Source organism: Nonomuraea sp. NPDC049637, assembly GCF_040675235.1.
Taxonomy (GTDB): domain Bacteria; phylum Actinomycetota; class Actinomycetes; order Streptosporangiales; family Streptosporangiaceae; genus Nonomuraea.
In genome coordinates this window covers 291,998-308,625 of record NZ_JBFAOM010000005.1, presented here as the reverse complement: position 1 = coordinate 308,625, position 16,628 = coordinate 291,998, and the positions used below count along the sequence as shown (strand labels likewise).

Annotated in this window: 17 protein-coding genes; 8 read left to right on the top strand and 9 right to left on the bottom strand. The window is 72.8% G+C overall.

Annotated features, from left to right (window positions below; all coding sequences use genetic code 11):
• The first annotated feature begins 85 nt into the window (after positions 1–85).
• Together AB0J71_RS10045 and AB0J71_RS10040 are read left to right on the top strand one after the other, a co-directional pair.
• A complete protein-coding gene (locus AB0J71_RS10045; RefSeq protein WP_352322633.1) occupies positions 86–700 on the top strand; it encodes a LysE family translocator in 615 nt (204 codons plus the stop codon).
• A gap of 3 nt (positions 701–703) precedes the next feature.
• Complete coding sequence (locus tag AB0J71_RS10040) at positions 704–1,243, top strand: TetR/AcrR family transcriptional regulator (protein WP_352322634.1); 540 nt, start codon at positions 704–706, stop codon at positions 1,241–1,243.
• A gap of 34 nt (positions 1,244–1,277) precedes the next feature.
• On the opposite strand, the gene AB0J71_RS10035 is transcribed toward AB0J71_RS10040, so the two are convergent.
• Genes AB0J71_RS10035 through AB0J71_RS10010 form a run of 6 tightly spaced genes read right to left on the bottom strand, consistent with a single transcriptional unit; the run spans position 1,278 to position 9,615 of the window.
• Positions 1,278–2,474 carry a hypothetical protein gene (locus AB0J71_RS10035; protein WP_352322635.1) on the bottom strand — a complete coding sequence of 399 codons (1,197 nt, stop codon included), beginning with the start codon at positions 2,472–2,474 and terminating at the stop codon, positions 1,278–1,280.
• 9 nt (positions 2,475–2,483) lie between these two features.
• Positions 2,484–2,864, bottom strand: a complete 381-nt coding sequence (locus tag AB0J71_RS10030) for a Rid family detoxifying hydrolase (RefSeq protein ID WP_352322636.1) — start codon at positions 2,862–2,864, stop codon at positions 2,484–2,486.
• 9 nt (positions 2,865–2,873) lie between these two features.
• Entirely contained in the window at positions 2,874–3,950 is a 1,077-nt protein-coding gene (locus AB0J71_RS10025; protein WP_364413641.1) for an alanine racemase, read from the bottom strand.
• Between the two features lie 42 nt (positions 3,951–3,992).
• Positions 3,993–5,522, bottom strand: a complete 1,530-nt coding sequence (locus AB0J71_RS10020; protein WP_352322638.1) for an amidohydrolase family protein — start codon at positions 5,520–5,522, stop codon at positions 3,993–3,995.
• 8 nt (positions 5,523–5,530) lie between these two features.
• Positions 5,531–8,959 carry a DUF4153 domain-containing protein gene (locus AB0J71_RS10015; RefSeq protein ID WP_364413639.1) on the bottom strand — a complete coding sequence of 1,143 codons (3,429 nt, stop codon included), beginning with the start codon at positions 8,957–8,959 and terminating at the stop codon, positions 5,531–5,533.
• Positions 8,956–9,615, bottom strand: coding sequence for a response regulator transcription factor (locus AB0J71_RS10010; RefSeq protein WP_352322649.1), 660 nt, complete (start codon positions 9,613–9,615; stop codon positions 8,956–8,958). Before AB0J71_RS10010 ends, AB0J71_RS10015 begins: the two co-directional genes overlap by 4 nt.
• Before the next feature lie 96 nt (positions 9,616–9,711).
• Between AB0J71_RS10010 and AB0J71_RS10005 the strand changes: the two genes are divergently transcribed.
• The 4 genes from AB0J71_RS10005 (at position 9,712) to AB0J71_RS09990 (ending at position 13,388) form a co-directional block, all read left to right on the top strand.
• A complete protein-coding gene (locus AB0J71_RS10005; RefSeq protein WP_364413637.1) occupies positions 9,712–10,566 on the top strand; it encodes an arylamine N-acetyltransferase in 855 nt (284 codons plus the stop codon).
• 39 nt (positions 10,567–10,605) lie between these two features.
• Entirely contained in the window at positions 10,606–11,673 is a 1,068-nt protein-coding gene (locus AB0J71_RS10000; protein WP_352322641.1) for a protein kinase, read from the top strand.
• Positions 11,670–13,091: a glycosyltransferase family 39 protein gene (locus AB0J71_RS09995; protein WP_364413635.1), complete on the top strand. Its 1,422-nt coding sequence runs from the start codon at positions 11,670–11,672 to the stop codon at positions 13,089–13,091. The genes AB0J71_RS10000 and AB0J71_RS09995 overlap by 4 nt, the downstream gene beginning before the upstream one ends.
• A 105-nt stretch (positions 13,092–13,196) precedes the next feature.
• Positions 13,197–13,388 (top strand): hypothetical protein, encoded by a 192-nt coding sequence (locus tag AB0J71_RS09990; RefSeq protein ID WP_352322643.1) that lies wholly within the window; start codon positions 13,197–13,199, stop codon positions 13,386–13,388.
• Positions 13,389–13,413: 25 nt separating this feature from the next.
• Here AB0J71_RS09990 and AB0J71_RS09985 read toward each other — a convergent pair whose 3' ends face one another.
• On the bottom strand, positions 13,414–13,725 hold the full coding sequence (locus AB0J71_RS09985; RefSeq protein ID WP_352322644.1) for a DUF3817 domain-containing protein: 312 nt from the start codon (positions 13,723–13,725) through the stop codon (positions 13,414–13,416).
• Between the two features lie 2 nt (positions 13,726–13,727).
• Positions 13,728–14,510, bottom strand: coding sequence for an SURF1 family protein (locus AB0J71_RS09980; RefSeq protein WP_364413633.1), 783 nt, complete (start codon positions 14,508–14,510; stop codon positions 13,728–13,730).
• Between the two features lie 106 nt (positions 14,511–14,616).
• Between AB0J71_RS09980 and AB0J71_RS09975 the strand changes: the two genes are divergently transcribed.
• On the top strand, positions 14,617–14,790 hold the full coding sequence (locus AB0J71_RS09975; RefSeq protein WP_352322646.1) for a hypothetical protein: 174 nt from the start codon (positions 14,617–14,619) through the stop codon (positions 14,788–14,790).
• 193 nt (positions 14,791–14,983) lie between these two features.
• A complete protein-coding gene (locus AB0J71_RS09970) occupies positions 14,984–16,438 on the top strand; it encodes an NAD(P)/FAD-dependent oxidoreductase (protein WP_352322647.1) in 1,455 nt (484 codons plus the stop codon).
• A gap of 4 nt (positions 16,439–16,442) precedes the next feature.
• Here AB0J71_RS09970 and AB0J71_RS09965 read toward each other — a convergent pair whose 3' ends face one another.
• Positions 16,443–16,589 carry a hypothetical protein gene (locus AB0J71_RS09965; RefSeq protein ID WP_352322648.1) on the bottom strand — a complete coding sequence of 49 codons (147 nt, stop codon included), beginning with the start codon at positions 16,587–16,589 and terminating at the stop codon, positions 16,443–16,445.
• Between the last annotated feature and the right edge of the window lie 39 nt (positions 16,590–16,628).

The window sequence follows — 16,628 nt, the reverse complement described above, 5'->3', positions numbered from 1 at the left end:
GCGCCTGTGACATTCCATTGGTCCGCCCGGCCGCCCCGGAATTGGCCCTCATCGTGCTGCCGGGCCCCCTCTACGCTGCTCTTTCGTGATCTCCTTGACGACTTTCGTGCTCTTCACGACGGCCTCGCTCGCCCTGGTGCTCGTCCCCGGCCCCAACCACCTCTACATCGCCGCCAGGGGCCTGGCCCAGGGCAGGGCCGCCGGGCTGGCCAGCGCGCTCGGCGTGGAGACCGGCACGCTGGTGCACATCGCCGCCGCCGCGGCCGGGCTCTCGTACGTGATCTCGCGGTCGGCGACGCTGTTCGCGGTCGTCAAGTGGGCCGGCGTGGCCTACCTCGTCTACCTGGGCGTGCGCGCCTTCACCGCCAAGCAGGCGCGGGCCGGGACGCCGCCCGTGCAGCCGCTGTCCAAGGTGTTCCTGGAAGGGGTGCTGGTCAACGTGCTCAACCCCAAGGTGGCGCTGTTCTTCGTGGCGTTCCTGCCGCACTTCGTGGACCCCGGCGCCGGCTCGCCGGCGTTGCAGATCGTCGTGTTCGGCCTGACGCTGCTGCTCCTGGGGTTCGTATCCGACGTCGTGTACGCCCTCACCGCCGGCACCCTCGGCACCCGCCTGACCAGGGGCGCCAAGGCCCTGCGGTACGTCAGCGGCGTCGTCTACCTGGGGCTCGGCGTGGCCATGGCGTTCGCCGGGAGAAAATGACCTATGGCGCCGAGGAAGCAGCAGGAGATCTTCGACGCGACGTTGTGGATGGTCGCGGAGAAGGGCTACGACGGGCTGACCGTCGAGGGGGTCGCCGAGCGCTCGGGGGTCAACAAGACGACGATCTACCGGTGGTGGCCGTCCAAGGCGGCGTTGCTGGGGGCCGCGCTGGTCGAGTCCGGCGTGCTGGCGTTCGAGCCGCCGGACACCGGGTCGTTCCGCGGCGACCTGGTGGCGCTGGTCGAGCAGATCGGGCGGCTGCTCACCGAGCCGCCCGGCAGCGACATCGCGGTCGCGGCGCTGGCCGCCGCCGTGCGCCATCCCGAGCTCGACGCCGGCCGGTTCTTCGCCGACCGGTTCGCGCGGGAACGCGTGGTGTTCGAACGCGCCGTGCGGCGGGGTGAGCTGAGCGCGTCGGCCGACCCGTTGCTGATCATGGATCTGCTGGGCGGGGCCGTGTGGATGCGCACGGTCTTCCGCGGCCTGCCGCTGCCCGGCGGCTTCGCCGAGAAGGCCGTCTCGGCCCTGCTCGACACCTTGTGAGCGGCTGCGCCCGGGGTGAGCGGGGCCGGGCGGGTCAGCCGGCGGCGGCCAGGGCGGCCGGGATGCGGTCGAGCACCGGGTGCGGCACCAGACCGTAGGCGTAGAAGTCGACCGCCAGCGCGCCCGCCGCCTTCGCGCCCCTGGCCTTGGCCACCAGGCGGTCGGTCGAGTCGCTGTCGGGGTAGCCGGGCCGCAGCACCGCCCGCACCTCGCGGTCCTTGCCCACCGACCGCAGGTAGGCGCCCACGTCGTCGGCCACCCGCGCCGCGTCCCGCGCGTACGCCAGCACGCCGAAGGCGGGCACCAGGTCGCCCAGCGCCACCAGGTCCACGCCGAGCTGCCAGGCGTCGTGGGCGGCCAGGCCCGGCGTCGGCAGGCCGTCCCGGTAGCCCTTCACCGCTCCGGTCGAGTCGATGAAGACCAGCCTGGAGCCCTCTTCCGCGACCGCCGACGACACCTCGGAGACCAGCGTGGTGACGGTCTCCGAGCGCGCCCGCGCGTACGCCACCACCTCGGGCCCGGCGTAGGCGGTGAGCGCCGCCCTGGTCACCTCGCCCTGCGCGGCCGGGTCGCCGTCGAAGACGCCGCCCACGATCCGCGCGCACTCCTCCCGCGCCACCTCGGCGTTCACGCCCAGGTCGGTGGCCCGGCGCATGCAGTAGTCGCAGAAGCAGAGCCCGAACAGGAACGTGTCCATGGGGCCGAGCTGCACGAAGGAGCGCTGCGGCTCGACCGGCGTGAAGTGCAGCGCCTCGGCGACCACGCTCTCGACGCCCAGCCGGGCCACCGCCCTGGCCAGCGCGACGGAGTATTCGCGCACGTCGGGATGGGCCGGGCACAGGTCGACGAGCGAGCCGCGGTCGCCGAAGCAGTCGCGCACGGTCACGTCGGGGTGCTCGTTGCCGAGCGTGGCGTTGCGCAGGAAGACCGTCCAGCCGTGGAGCTTCAGGCCGCGCCCGGCGCACGCCTCGCGCAGCCCGTCGAGGGCGTGGACGTGGCCGGGCACGGGAGCGAGCCGGAGCCCGTCGAACAGCTCGGCCGGCGGGGTGAAGTGCACGCCGTCGTGCCTGACGGTCAGCCGGGACAGTCCGTGCGGGGTGACGTCGCGCGCGCCGTGGTGGACGGCGCCGACCGTGACCCCGCCCACGCCGTACGCGCTGATCCTGTCGAGCACCCGCTCGACGCCCTCACCGTGCAGGTCCTCGGCGAAGACGTATACCGAACTGTCCACGTGCAGACCTTACGCGCTCTTGTGCGCGACGAAGTCGATCTCCACCAGGATGTTCATGAGCTGCGAGCCCACCGTCGTCCGCACCGGGTACGGCTGGGTGAAGTACGACTTGTACACCTCGTTGTAGGCGGCGAAGTCCTCCTTCACGTTCTGGAGGTGGACCGTCGACTTGACGACGTCGTCGAAGCCCAGGCCGTGGGCGGCGAGGATGGCCCCGAGGTTCTTCATCACCTGGTGGGTCTGGGTGGCCACGTCGTCGCCGACGATCTCGCCGGTGTGCGGGTCGAGCGGGCCCATGCCGGAGGTGAAGACGAAGTCGCCCACCACGAGCCCCTGGGAGTACGCCCCGACCGGCGCGGCGCCCTCGGTGGTCTTGAGCTCTTTCTTCACGGAATCTCCCTAGAAATCGGTGTGAATCGTGCCGACGACACGGTAATCCCGGTCCACCAACGGCAGCACGCGCCACTTGTCGAACGCGGTGCACGGATGTGAGATCCCGAAGGCCAGCAGGTCGCCCGGCTTGAGCCCGTCGGCCCGGACGACGGTGTGCTGGTCCTGCATCTTCGTGATCGTGACGCCGCTGCGGCGCGGCACCGGCAGGCCCTCGTCGTAGGGCGCGTCGCGCTTGCCCATGCCCACGATCGCGAGGCCCGGCTCCGGCGTGGACAACACGTGCGCCCACACCTCGAGAGCCGGCCGCAGCTCGCCCGCCATCCGGTTGAACGGCGTGCGCTCCCGGTAGTAGCCGTCGTCGTGGGTGACGTACGCGCCGCTGCGCAGCAGGATCCTGGCGTGCGTGGTGACCAGCTCGCGGCCGATCACGTCGAACCACTGGCTGCCGCCGATCGTCAGGATCGGGTTGCGCACGCGGACGTGCTCGACGGCCTCCTGCAGCCCGCCCAGGTACCGCCGCACCTCGTCGGCGCTCTTCAGCGCCCCTTCGTACCCGGCGACGCCGGCCAGCTCGACGCCGGGCGTCTCCTGCGCGTACGCGGCCACCTTCAGCAGCTCGTCGAGCGTGCGGCAGCCGGCTCGTCCGCCTTCGTGCCCGAGCTCCACCAGCACCCGGAACGGCCGGGTCGAGGCGTGCCGGGCCAGGATGTCCACCCCGGCCTCGGAGTCGACGAAGCTGAGGAAGTCGAAGGCGGGGTCGCGGTCGAGCTCTCCGGCGGCCCAGGTCAGCCCGGCGGTGTCGACGACCTGGTTGGCCACCATGATCCGGTCGCCACCGTAGCCGCGGGCGATCCTGGCCTGCCGGGTCGTGGCGACCGTCAGCCCCCAGGCGCCCGCTTCGAGCTGCATCGCGGAGATCTCTGGCGACATGTGCGTCTTGACGTGCGGGGCCAGCTCCATGCCGTGGTCGCGGGCGAAGGCCGCCATCGTGGCCACGTTGTGCTCCAGCGCGTCGCGGTGCACGATCATCAGCGGAAAGCCGAGCTCGCCGTCGAGGACGGACTGCCCAAGGATCACCTGCACGACACCCCCTTTTATCCGCGTCTGACCTTATCCCAGGCGGGATCAGCGTGATCGAAGCGCCCGTCCGGGGTTGGCCCCGGTCAGCTCGCCGCCGGTCAGCACCCGTACGCCGGAGACGAGCACGTCGTCCACGCCGTGCGCGGGGGTGCGCGGATCGGCGTACGTCGACCGGTCCGACACCGTGAGCGGGTCGAACACCACCAGGTCGGCGACGTGTCCGGGGCGTACCAGCCCGCGCCGGTCGAGCCCGAACCGCCGGGCCGGGTGGGAGGCCAGGTGCACGACCGCCTGCTCCCACGTCCAGTCGCCCAGCTCGCGGACGTGCCGGCCGAGGAACCTGGCGAAGGCCCCGAACCCGCGCGGATGCGGATGACCGCCCACGTAGATGCCGTCGGAGCCGCCGGTGTGGGCGGGATGGCGCAGGATCCGGCGTACGGACTCCTCACCCGCCGGGCCCTCGTCGGGACGCGCGGAGACGCACCCGGCCTCCAGCCGCGTCGCCACCAGCAGGTGGCGACAGAACGCGGCGGGCGTCATGCCGGCCCGCTCCGCGGCGTCCGGCAGGGCGAGCCCTTCGGCCCATTCCAGGCCGGGCGCGTGGGAGACGGTCAGCCGGGGGTAGACCTCGCCGAGCCCCGCCCACCAGTCGTCCAGCTCGGGCGAGGCGATCATCTCCAGCGCCGCGTCGGTGTCGGCGCCCGGCACGGACGGCGGCAGCACCACCATGGCCAGGATCGTGCTGCCGCGCAGGTAGGGATAGGTGTCGAAGGTGAGGTCGACGCCGTCGTCGTGCGCCCTGCCGACCAGCGGCAGCAGCACGTCGGCCGGCCCGTGCAGGTGGGAGACGTGCACGGCCGCGCCGGAACGGCCGGCGATGTCCACGACCTCCGCCATGCCGACCCCGGCGTTCGCGCCGTAGGCCCGCATGTGGGTGACGTACGGCAGGCCGCCGAGCGGCGCGCACAGGGCGGCCAGCTCGGCGGCGTCGGCGTACCGGCCCGGCAGGTACTCCAGCCCGCTGGACAGCCCGACCCCGCCCTCGGACAGGCCGCGCTCCACCCGCTCGACCATCGCGGCCAGCTCCGCCCGCGAGGCCGGCTCCGGCGAGGGCCCGAGCACGTCGTAGCGGATCGTGCCGTGCGGTAGCAGGTAGGCCGTGTTCAGCGCCACCGCGCGGTCGTAGCCGTCGAGCAGCTCGGCCACGCTCAGCGGCCCCTCGTGCAGGGCGCCGTTGACGGCGGCGAAGTAGCGGGAGGCGTAGGCGACGGTCTCCGCCGACCCCGGCGCGAAGGACAGACCATCCTGCCCCAGGACGAACGTGGTCACCCCCTGCCGCAACGCCGCGAGCTGCACGGCCGGGTCGAAGACGGCGGCGTCGCCGTGGGCGTGGCAGTCGACGAAGCCCGGCGCGACGAACCGGCCGGTCGCGTCGATCACCGTACCGGCCTGCGCGCCGCCCAGCCGGCCGACCGCCGCGACCTCGTCGCCCGCGATGCCCACATCCGCCCGGTACGGCGGCGCGCCCGTGCCGTCGAGCACCCGGCCGCCGCTGATGACTACGTCGAACCTCACACCAAGATTCAATCAGAGCCGCGCGAGGACGCCGATGGGCACGTCGTCGAGCGGACGACGGGCCGCTCGGCCAGCAGGTCCCTGGCCCGCGCGCGGGCGAGGTTCCAGCCGTTCCACGGGTCGGCGCGGTCGAGCCCGTTGGCGCGGACCACGTCGGCCAGCACGCAACTGCGCTGCGGCTCGGGCAGCCGGTCGAGCGCGGGCACGGCCTCCGCGCCGAGGTCGCCCAGGTAGTCGGAGTCCATGTTGGTCACGCCGCGCACCTCGACCTGGGTCTGCGCGACCTGCAGATCGGGGTTCACCATCGCGAACGCCCCCAGGCCGAGCCCGGTGACCAGGACGATCGTGCGCGGCAGCCAGCCGGAGCCGCGGCCCGCCAGGCGTACCGCCCCGGCCAGCAGCACCAGCGCGAACAGCGCGCCCAGCCACCACACCGTCGCCTGCACCGAGATCCGCAGCCGCGACAGGCCGTAGGCGTCGGTGTAGAGGCTCATCCGGTGCAGGGCCGAGGCCAGCACCACCAGGGTCAGCCCGCACAGCACGCCCAGCATGACGGCCAGCAGCCAGCGCTCGCCGCGCTCGGTCCGCAGCAGCCCCCCGGCCACCGCGACGATGCCCAGCACGAACACGCTGACCACCACGAGCTGGAAGAACCCCTGTCTGGCGTACTCGGCGTAGGTCAGGCCCGCCGTCCGCAGCACCCAGCCGTCGCCGCCGAACAGCACCCTGATCTGGACCGCCACGAACGCCGAGAACAGCAGGTTCACCCCGACCAGCGGCACCAGCCACACGATCCTGCTCACGCCGAACTTGTGCTCAGGACCGACCGGGTCGATCACCGGCCGCAGCGCGACCAGCACCGTCGCGGCCAGCAGCACGGCGACGAACCCGAAGACGAAGATCCGCAAGGGCGCCGAGTCGGCCCAGGCTGGGGTGCTGGTCAGGCGCTCGACGTACGCGGCGAACACCGCGTCGGCCGAGGCGAACAGCAGCCCGAACACCAGCACCAGCACGACCGTGATGCCGAGCCCCGCGAGCACCGGCAGGATCCGCCGCCTGGCGGTCAGCTTCCGCAACGGCCCGGCGAGGAACCACGGCACCGGGCCGAGCGCGAGCACCACGGACATGCCGCCCCTGATCACGCCCAGCCATCCCGCCCCCGCCCCGGACACCGCCAGCGCGCCCAACCCGGCCCCCGCCATGAGCAGGACCGCGACCAGCCAGTCCGCGTCGCGCACGGCCGTCATGGAGATCAGCCAGTACGCCGTCATCCCGAACGCCAGCGTCCAGGGGGTCATCCTGCGCAGCACGGCCGGCAGCGCCGCCGCGCCGAGCACCATCGCGACGAGCACGATCCCCAGCCCGACCTGCGCGTCGGGCAGCGCCACGGCGGCGAACACGCCCGCGCCGGCGGCGGCCGGCAGCAGCCAGCGCGGCGGGGCCGGCAGCTCGGGCCTGGGGAAGAGCGGCGGCGGCACGTACACCTGCCCACCCCCGCCCCCACCCCAAGCCGCGGCCCGCCCCGCCACCGCCCCTTGGTAGGCGGCGCCCTGGTGTGCCGCGCCGCTCTGGTGCGCCGTGCCTTGGTAGGCGGCGCCCTGGGTGGGGGTAGCTTCGTGCGTGGTGGCCCGGTACGCGGCGCCCTGGTAGGCGGCCTGGTAGGCCGCCGCCCTGCGTACCGAGCTCGCGCCCAGCGCCATGCCGAGCGCGCCGCCCAGGGCGGTCACCATGACAAGGGTGACGAGCGCGAGGCCGTCGCCGACGGTCATCGAGACCAGCACGGCCGCGAACAGACCGCCCAGGAAGCCGACGATCATCCCGAGAACCCCGCCGCCGACCATCCTGGCCAGCCCCCCACCCCCCACCGCCGAAGGAACCGCACCCGCCGACGCGGGCTGCGCCGGACCGGCTCCCTGATACGCCCCGCCCCCCGCGGGCAGGCCGGACCCTGCGGAGATGCCAGGCCCTGTGGCGGTCCCAGGCCCTGTGGGGGCCCCTCTGAGGGTGCCGGACTCTGCGGGTACGCCGACCCCTCTGGAGGTGCCGGACGCCGCGGGCGGGCCTGGGTCCGTCGTTGCGGAAGCGGGCGGCGGCGTGTCCTCGGCCGAGGACGGGCGAGCCGGCGTTCCTGAGGCTGCCGTGCCCTCCCCTGCCGCGTTCTCCCCCGCCATCGCGCCCTGAGCCGCCATCGCGCCCTGATCGGCCGTGATGCCCTGCTCCACCGCCATCCCCGGGCCCTCCGTGATGCCCTGTCCCACCGTCGTGTCCGGACCCGCAGTCGTACCCTGGCCCGCCGTCGCGTCCTGGCCCGCCGGGGTGCTGAGGGGCGGGGTGGGGACGGCGTGGTCGTCGCCGGGCGCGTTGGGGGCGGTGGCTGGGGGGAGGGGGTCCCTCAGGTGGTCGGTGCGGCCTCGGTTCGCCCCCGTGTCGAACGGTGTGTCCGTCATCGTCGTCCTTCCTGGTAGATCGACGACCATGCGGCACCCCGCGCAGTCGTCGATGCGGATCGACCCCCCGTGCAGCTCCACGACCTCCTTGACGATCGCCAGCCCCAGCCCCGCGCCCCCGGAGTCGGCCGCGCGCCCCGCGTCCAGCCGGGAGAACCGTTCGAACACCCGACCCCGGGCCGCCTCCGGGATGCCCGGCCCCTGGTCGGCCACCACCAGCCGAGCCCCGTCCCGCTCCGCGCCGCACGCCACCGTCACCACGCCCCCGGGAGGGCTGTGCCGTACGGCGTTGTCCAGCAGGTTCGCCAGCACCTGCGCCAGCAGGTCAGGATCGGCCCGCACGCCCAGCCCGCCGGGCACCGACGCCTCGATCGTGACGTCCTCGCGGGCCAGCGACGCCTCCCGCACGGCCTGCTCGACCAGCGGCGCCAGCGCGACGGCCTCGGGCTCGATCAGCCGGACGCCGGAGTCGAGCCTGGACAGGTCGAGGAGCTGGGCCACCAGACGGCCGAGCCGTTCGGTCTGGGCGAGCGCGGTCCTCATGGTGACCGGGTCGGGCGCGGAGACGCCGTCCACGACGTTCTCCAGCACCGCGCGCAGGCCGGTGATGGGGGTGCGCAGCTCGTGGCTGACGTTCGCGACGAGCTCGCGCCGCTGCCGGTCCACCGCGCCGAGGTCGGCGGCCATTGCGTTGAACGCCCTGGCCAGCTCGCCCACCTCGTCCCGCGAGGTGGCGCTGACCCGCAGGCCGTAGCTGCCCTTGGCGATCGTCTGGGCGGCCCTGGCCATCTGACGCAGCGGCTTGGTCATGCCCATGGCCAGCACCTGAACCATGATCAACGCGAGGATGACCGCGACCACGATCCGGACGTCCCGGGTGAACCCGGCGTTCAGCCCGACTTCGTTCACCACGAACGCGGTGCCCACCGCCAGCACGATGACGATGCCGAGCTTGACCTTGATGCGGCCGAGGAAGTCGAGCGGCCTCATTGCCGGACCAGGGCGTAACCCACGCCGTGGACGGTGCGCACCACGTCGGAGCCGAGCTTGCGGCGCAGCGCCCGGACGTGGCTGTCCACGGTCCTGGTCGCGGCGGCCTCGGAGAAGCCCCACACGTCCGACAGCAGCCGCTCGCGCTCGAAGACCTGCCCGGGGCGCTCGGCCAGCCGCCGCAGCAGGTCGAACTCGGTCCTGGTGAGCTGGGCCTCGATCCCGCCCACGAACACCCGGCGCGCGGCCGTGTCGATCTCCACCTCGCCGACCCTGATCACCGTGTCCTCGACGGCGAGCTGGGCCGCCCGCTCGACCCGGCGCAGCAGCGCGTGGATCCTGGCCACCAGCTCGCGCATGCTGAACGGCTTGGCCAGGTAGTCGTCGGCCCCCACCCCCAGCCCGACCAGCACGTCGGTCTCCTCGCCGAGCGCGGTCAGCATGAGGACGGGCACCGGCCGCGCCGCCTGCATCCTGCGGCACACCTCAAGCCCGTCCAGACCGGGCAACAGCCGGTCGAGGATCACCAGATCGGGCTCCGCCTTCCCGTACTGGACGAGGGCGTCCTGCCCGTCGCCCGCCACCCGGACGTCGAAACCCTCGGCGGCCAGCCTGTTCCGCACGGCCAGGGCGATCGTCACATCGTCCTCGACCACGAGGACGCGCCGCTGCTCTGCCACGCACGAAAGCCTAGAAGTGCGCTGTGCAGACGGCACTCCATAATTTGTGCACATCTGGTGCAGACTTGCGGCGTGAACACCGCTGGCTACCTCAGCCGTCTGGGCCTGTCCCACCTGATAGGCGCCCCCGCGAGCGCCGAGGGCCTGCGCGCGCTGCACGTCGCGCACGTCGAGAAGGTCGCCTACGAGGCGCTGGAGATCTGGCTCGGCCGCCCCACCTCCCTCGATCCCGTCGAGTCCGCCGAGCGCATCATCAGGGGCCGCGGCGGCTACTGCTACCACCTGAACGGCGCCTTCTCCGAGCTGATCAGGAGCCTCGGTTACGACGTCACGAGGCACGTCGGCGGCGTGCAGAACCCCGGCAGCGAGCCCGGCGTCACCGGCAACCACCTCGTGCTGACCGTGCGCGGCCTGCCGAGCCACGACAACCCGGGCGGCGAGTGGCTGGCCGACCTCGGCCTCGGGGACGGCGTGCACGAGCCGCTGCCGCTGGTCGCGGGCGCGTACCGGCAGGGGCCGTTCACGTACGTCCTGCGGCCGTCGCAGGTCGCGCCCGGCGGATGGCGGTTCGACCATGACCCGAGCGGTTCGTTCGTAGGGATGGATTTCGAGCGGACCCCAACAGAGATGTCCGCCTTCGCTGATATGCACAACCATTTGTCGACGTCGCCGTCGTCGGGGTTCGTGCGCACCGCCGTCGTGCAGAGGCGCGACGCCTCGGGCGTGGACACGCTGCGCGGGCTCGTCCTGACCCGCGTCGGCGCCGGCAGCCACTCGATCACCCTGGACACGGCGCGCGACTACTACGCGGCGCTGGCCGACGTGTTCTCGCTGACCTTCGACGACCTGACCGACCAGGACGCGGAGCGGCTCTGGAGCAGGCTGCACGACGCCCACGAGGCGTGGCTGACCGGCCGGACCGCGTGATGGCCGGGCGGGCCGGGCGAGCGCTATCGTGCACTCGACATGGCTGAGACCAGGAAGCTGGCCGGGCGCTACCGGCTGCTCAACCCCCTGGGCGCGGGGTCCGTACGGCTGGCCTTCGACGAGACGGAACACCGCGACGTCGCGGTCAGGGAGCTGCGCATCCCGCCCGAGCTGCGCGAGTCCGCGCTGCACGAGGCGCGCCGGGCCGCGGGGCTGCGGCACGCCTCGATCGCCCGGGTGCTCGGCGTGCTGGTCGAGGACCGGGTGCCGTGGCTGGTCATGGAGTTCGTCTCGGGGGTGTCGCTGGAGCAGGCCGTACGCGCCCGGCAGCCGCTGCCCGTCGTCCAGGTGGCCAGGATGGGCGTCTGCGTGTTGTCGGCGCTGTCCGTGGCGCACGCGGCCGGGATCGTCCATGGGCAGGTCAGCCCCGGGAACGTGCTGCTGACCAGCACCGGGAGGGCGGTGCTCACCGGGTTCGGGGTGCCGAGCCTCAGCATGCGGCCCTCGGCCGACCTGTGGTCGCTGGCGGCCACGCTGCACTTCGCCGTCGAGGGCCGTCCGCCCGGCCAGGTGCCCGCCGAGGGCGCCGACCCGCTGCGGTCGCTGATCCGCGCCATGCTGCATCCCGCCGGGTCGCCGCCGGTGGAGGTGGTCCGCGAGACGCTGGAGCGGCTGGCTCTCGACCAGCCGCTCGACCAGGTCGTCCGCGCCCTTGGACCGCTCCCGCCCGCCGAGGTGGCCGAGATCGGGCTCGCCCTGCTCGACCAGCTCCAGGCCATGGGCGGCCGGCACGGGGCGGTGCAGCCGAGCGGCGTGCTCATCTCCGACCAGGGGCGGGCCACGCTGGTCGCGCCGCTGCGGTCGGGCACCGTCCCGGCTTACACGGCTCCGGAGGGGGTGGCGAGCCCGGCCGCCGACCTGTGGTCGCTGGGCGCCACCCTGTTCATGGCCGTGGAGGGGGTGCCGCCCGCGCCGGGGGCGTCGCTGGCGCGGGCCGGGGCGCTGGCTCCCGTCCTGGTGCGCCTCCTGTCGGGCAATCCGGCCGACCGTCCCGCCCCCGAAGTCCTCCGGCACGAGCTGCGGGCGGTCATGGGCCCGCGCCGGTGACCGGCGCGCCCGTCCTGCCGCGCCTCGCCGGCGCCCGCGCCCCCACGCGGGACGCCGGCCGGTGGTGGCCGGTCGTGCCCGCGGCCGTCGCCGCCGCGGCCGGGTTCTGGGGGTTGTCGGTGCCGTCGTTGTGGCGGGACGAGTCGGTCAGCGCGCTGGTCGCGCGCATGCCGTTCGGCGAGCTGCGCCGTTTCCTCGCCGACCTCGACGCCGTCCACGCCCTCTACTACCTGCTCCTGCGGCCCTTCGCCGCGCTTCCCTGGACGCCGGAGATCGCCGTCCGCCTGCCCTCGGTGCTCGCCTTCACGGCCGCCGCGCTCGGGGTCGCGGCCCTGGGCCGCCGCCTGGCCGGCACCCCCGCCGGCCTGTACGCCGGTCTGCTGTACGCCCTCACCCCCATCGCCGCCCGGTACGCCCAGGAGGCCCGCTCGTACGCCCTGGTGAGCGCGGTCGCCGTGCTGGCCACGTGGCTCCTGGTCAAGCTGCTCGACCGTCCCGGCGCGGGGGTTTGCGCGGCCTACGGCGCGAGCGTGGCCCTGCTCGGCTGGCTGCACCTGTACGCCCTGCTGCTCGTCCCCGCCCACCTGCTCACCGCCTGGCTGCCCGCCCTCCGCCGCCCGCTCACGAACCCGATGCCCGCCGTCGTGCGGTCGGCGGTCGCGGTCGGCGCGGCGGGGGCGGCTCTCGTGCCGCTGCTCGTCCTGGCCGCCGGTCAGCGGGACGCCCAGGTGTTCTGGCTCAGGACCCCCGGCTGGGCCGAGCTGGCCGCCTTCCCCGGCGACGTCGCGGGGGCGGGCGCGGTCGTGCTGTTCGCCGCCGCTGTGTGGGGAGCCGTACGCGCCCCGGCCGTGGCGGTGTGGGCGGTGCTGCCGGTGGCGCTGTCGTTCGCGATCTCCCAGGTCCAGCCCGTCTACCATCCGCGTTACGTGCTCTTCGCGGTGCCGCTGCTGGCGTTGCTCGCCGGGATCGGCCTGGCCGGGGTGCGGTGGCGGGCCGTGCCGGTCGCCGTCCTGGTGTTGTTCGCCGTGCTCGTGTTCCCCGCGCAGGCGGCGATGAGGCAGCCCGCCGCCCGTCCCGACGACCTGCGTACGCTGGCCGCCACGCTGGCCGCGGAGGAACGTCCGGGCGACCGGGTGTTGTTCGTGCCGCAGCGCTTCCGGCTGTTCGTGGCCGTGTACGGCGCCCCGTACGACCGCCTGACGGACCTCACCCGCGCGCCCGGCGCGCCCGGCCCGCGCACCGCCGCCGAACTGGACGCGGCCCTCAAGGGCGTGGACCGGGTCTGGCTCATCTCCCCCCGAATAGGGACGAAGTACGCCGACGACGAGCGCTACCGCACCCTCAAAGGAACGCTTGTCCCAGGACAGACCCGCACATACGGCTCGATCCACCTCACCCTCTGGTCCCGCAACAATTGAGATACATCGCGTCATGGAACCTCAGGCACGGGTCCACTCGTTGGACGGGCGACGCAGAATGTGGGAGAGGCGGGGCGCGGGCTCCGCGTTCGGAGGAAGCCAGGGATGTCGCCAGTTCAGAAGTACGTCATCGGCGCAGGCGCCGCGGTTCTGCTCTCGCTGATCTTCTTGCCGGGCTGGATCACCCTGCTGGTGGTGCTCGGCGCGGTCGCGGCGCCGGTGGTCGGCTACCTCATGCTCGACCCGTCGCAGCGCGAGCGGCTCAAGCGGGCCCGCAGGCGCGGGATCGGCGGCTGAGGCCCGCGGGCCGCGGCGGGGGTCGTCAGGCCCTCGCCGCGCTCAGCTCCGACCGCACCCGGCTGTGCACCCTGCGCTCCACGTAGAACGACAGGAACGGGACCGTGCCGCCGAGCATGACCCCGAGCATGTACGGCCAGCTCCAGCGCGCCTTCATGCCCAGATTCATGACGGTGATGAGGTAGATCATGTAGAGGCCGCCGTGGATGGGCGCGACGATCTTCGACAGCTCGGCGGCGCCGAAGCCGTAGCGCAGCACCATCGCGACGCACAGGATGAGCAGCATGACGCCGACCACGTAGGCGAGCACCCGGAAGGGCTTGAGAGCCGATTCCACCGTTAACCTTCCAGAACCATCTCGGGGGACTTGTCGCGGTCCCGATCCGCCCGTACGGCGTCGCGTACGAAGTGGAACCACATGAAGACGGCGAATCCAGCGAAGATCCACCAGTTTGCGGCATAAGCCAGGTTACGCCAGGTCAGCGTGCCGCCGACCTCCGGCGGCCGGATCTTCACCTGCGTGAGCGAGCCGGACGGCGGCTGCGCCACCATGAAGCCGGTCCGCAGCTTCTGCCCGGCCCACAGGTTGATCAGCTCGCCGGTGGACACGGTCTGCACCTGCCCCTGAGGCAGCCCCTCGGCCCGCCGCTGGACGCTGTCGGTGCCCTGCTGGCCCCGCAGCCGCCCGTGCACCGTGACCCGGCCCTGCGGCACGGCGGCGACGCCCGGATCGTCCGCGCCGGCCGCCCATCCGCGCACGACCGGCATCAGCGTGCCGTCGTCGAGCCTGATCGGGGTGAGCACCCAGTAGCCGTGGCCGCGCGAGACGTTGCCGCCGGGCGCGTCGACGTCGGGCCGCCGGTCGGCGACCAGGAGCTGCCGGGCGGCCTCGTACGTGCCCTCGGCGGCGACCCTGCGGCCGACGGCCTCGCCGTCCATCTGCCCGCCCACCTGGGCCAGCGTGGCGACCCCCACGGGAGCCGGATCGACGGCCGCGTGCGGCTTGCCGGAGTCCTGGAACACGCCGAGCTGCCAGCGGCCGAGCAGGATGAAGGCGACGAGGACCCCGATCGTCAGCAGATGCAGCCCCACGACGCGGGGTGAGAGCAGGGTCCGGAGCATGCCTCAAAGCTATCCGCCGGGTGGAGTGGTCCCCTCATCAGCCCATGCCTATAGGTAGTGGCAAAGGGGTGCAAATGGACCATGTCATGGCGCTAGGCTGCTGGCCATGTCTGACCAGCATATCGATCCCGCGGGCAACACCCAGCAGTTCCGCGCCTTCGCACAGCGCCAGGAGCAGGAGGCCGCGGCGGCCCCCAAGAAGTCGCCGCTGGTGCCGATCCTCGCGGTCGCCGTGGCCGTCGTGATCATCGGCGTCGCCGCCTTCCTGCTGCTCCGCTAACACCCAACCGCATACGGTCACCCCACCCGCCCCGACGCCGTGGCGGGTCTTTGCCGTTTCCGCACATGCTGGACATACCGGCCAGTCGGTTTGGCGGGCTCATATCTGGACACCCCCTGGACCGGCAGCCAGCGGCTGACTACATTGGACAACATGTCCAATACACCGGACATCGAGCCGGTCAGGAGGTTCAGTGGCTGAGCCAGGAGTGGTGATCATCGGCACCGGCTTCGCCGGGATCGGCATGGCGATCAAGCTCAAGGAGGCGGGCTACCACGACTTCGTGATCCTGGAGAAGGCCGCCGACCTCGGAGGCACCTGGCGGGACAACACCTACCCCGGGTGCGCGTGCGACGTGCCGTCGCACATGTACTCCTACTCGTACGAGCTCAACCCCGGCTGGACGCGGATGTTCGCCCCGCAGGCCGAGATCCGGGACTACGTACGCACGTGCGCGGACAAGTACGGAGTGACCCCCCACATCCGCTACAACAAGCACGTCACGTCCCTGGAGTACGACGACGACCGCCGGAACTGGACGGTCACCACGGACGACGGCGCAACCATGCGGACGAACGCCATCGTTTCCGGCATCGGCGCCCTCCATATCCCGAAATTTCCGGAAATTGTGGGGAGGGAATCCTTCGCCGGCCCCTCCTTCCACTCCGCCGAATGGGACCACTCGGTCGACCTCACCGGCAAGCGCGTCGCCGTCGTCGGCACCGGCGCCTCCGCCGTCCAGTTCGTCCCCCAGCTCGCCCCCCGGGTGCGCGAGCTGACCGTCTTCCAGCGCACGCCGCCGTGGATCCATCCCAAGCCCGACTTCGCCTTCTCCCCCGCCGCCCGGCGCGTCCTGGCCCTGCCGGGCATGGCGCGGGCCCTGCGCGCGGCCGTCTACTGGGCGCTGGAGAGCCGGGCGCTCGGCTTCGCGGTGCACCCGCGCCTGATGAAGGCGCACGAGGCGCTGGCGCTCAGGCATCTGGCGGCGCAGGTGCCCGATCCGGGCCTGCGCCGCAGGCTGACGCCCGACTACACGATCGGCTGCAAGCGCGTGCTGATCTCCAGCGACTACTACCCGGCCCTGACCAGGCCGGACGTCACCCTCGTCACCGACGGCATCGCCGAGATCCGGCCCCGCTCGATCGTGACCGAGACCGGCGAGGAGCACCCGGCCGACGTGATCGTCTACGGCACCGGCTTCAAGGTCGTCGAGGCCCTCCACGAGCAGCGCATCACCGGCCGGAACGGCCTGAAGATCCAGGACGCCTGGCAGAACGGCATAGAGGCCTACCACGGCATCACCACCGCGGGCTTCCCGAACCTGTTCTTCCTGCTCGGCCCGAACACCGGCCTCGGGCACAACTCGGTCGTCTTCATGATCGAGTCGCAGGTCCGCTACGTCATCGAGTGCCTGCGCCTGCTCTCCAGGACCCAGGCCAGGGCGCTGGACGTCAGGAAGGACGCCCAGGACGCCTTCAACCGCCGGCTGCGCGCGCGCCTGGACCCGCTCGTGTGGAACGCGGGCGGCTGCCGCTCCTGGTATCTGGACGAGCACGGAGTGAACCGGACGATCTGGCCGGGCTTCACCTTCGAGTACTGGGCCCGTACGCGGAAGGTGCGGCCGGAGGCGTACGAGCTCATCTACTGAGGAGTCACCTGCGGCCCAGCGCCTTGAGCTGGACGGGGGTGAGCGCGGAGACGTTCTGGTCCACCGGCGCGTCGGCGTACTGGTGGATGGTCCAGGTCTTCCAGTCGGCGGGGGCGGTCACCTGGCCGGGGCCCTTGCCGTAGCGGGCCACCCACAGCGGGTACCGCTGGAGGCCGTGGCCGTACTCGTC

What these genes read in the sequence shown, in the direction of transcription:
- AB0J71_RS10040 (WP_352322634.1), top strand. Translation starts at nt 704, where the DNA reads ATGGCGCCGAGGAAGCAGCAGGAGATCTTCGACGCGACGTTGTGGATG.
- AB0J71_RS09975 (WP_352322646.1), top strand. Translation starts at nt 14,617, where the DNA reads ATGTCTGACCAGCATATCGATCCCGCGGGCAACACCCAGCAGTTCCGC.
- AB0J71_RS10015 (WP_364413639.1), bottom strand. Translation starts at nt 8,959, where the DNA reads ATGAGGCCGCTCGACTTCCTCGGCCGCATCAAGGTCAAGCTCGGCATC.
- AB0J71_RS10000 (WP_352322641.1), top strand. Translation starts at nt 10,606, where the DNA reads ATGGCTGAGACCAGGAAGCTGGCCGGGCGCTACCGGCTGCTCAACCCC.
- AB0J71_RS09990 (WP_352322643.1), top strand. Translation starts at nt 13,197, where the DNA reads ATGTCGCCAGTTCAGAAGTACGTCATCGGCGCAGGCGCCGCGGTTCTG.
- AB0J71_RS09980 (WP_364413633.1), bottom strand. Translation starts at nt 14,510, where the DNA reads ATGCTCCGGACCCTGCTCTCACCCCGCGTCGTGGGGCTGCATCTGCTG.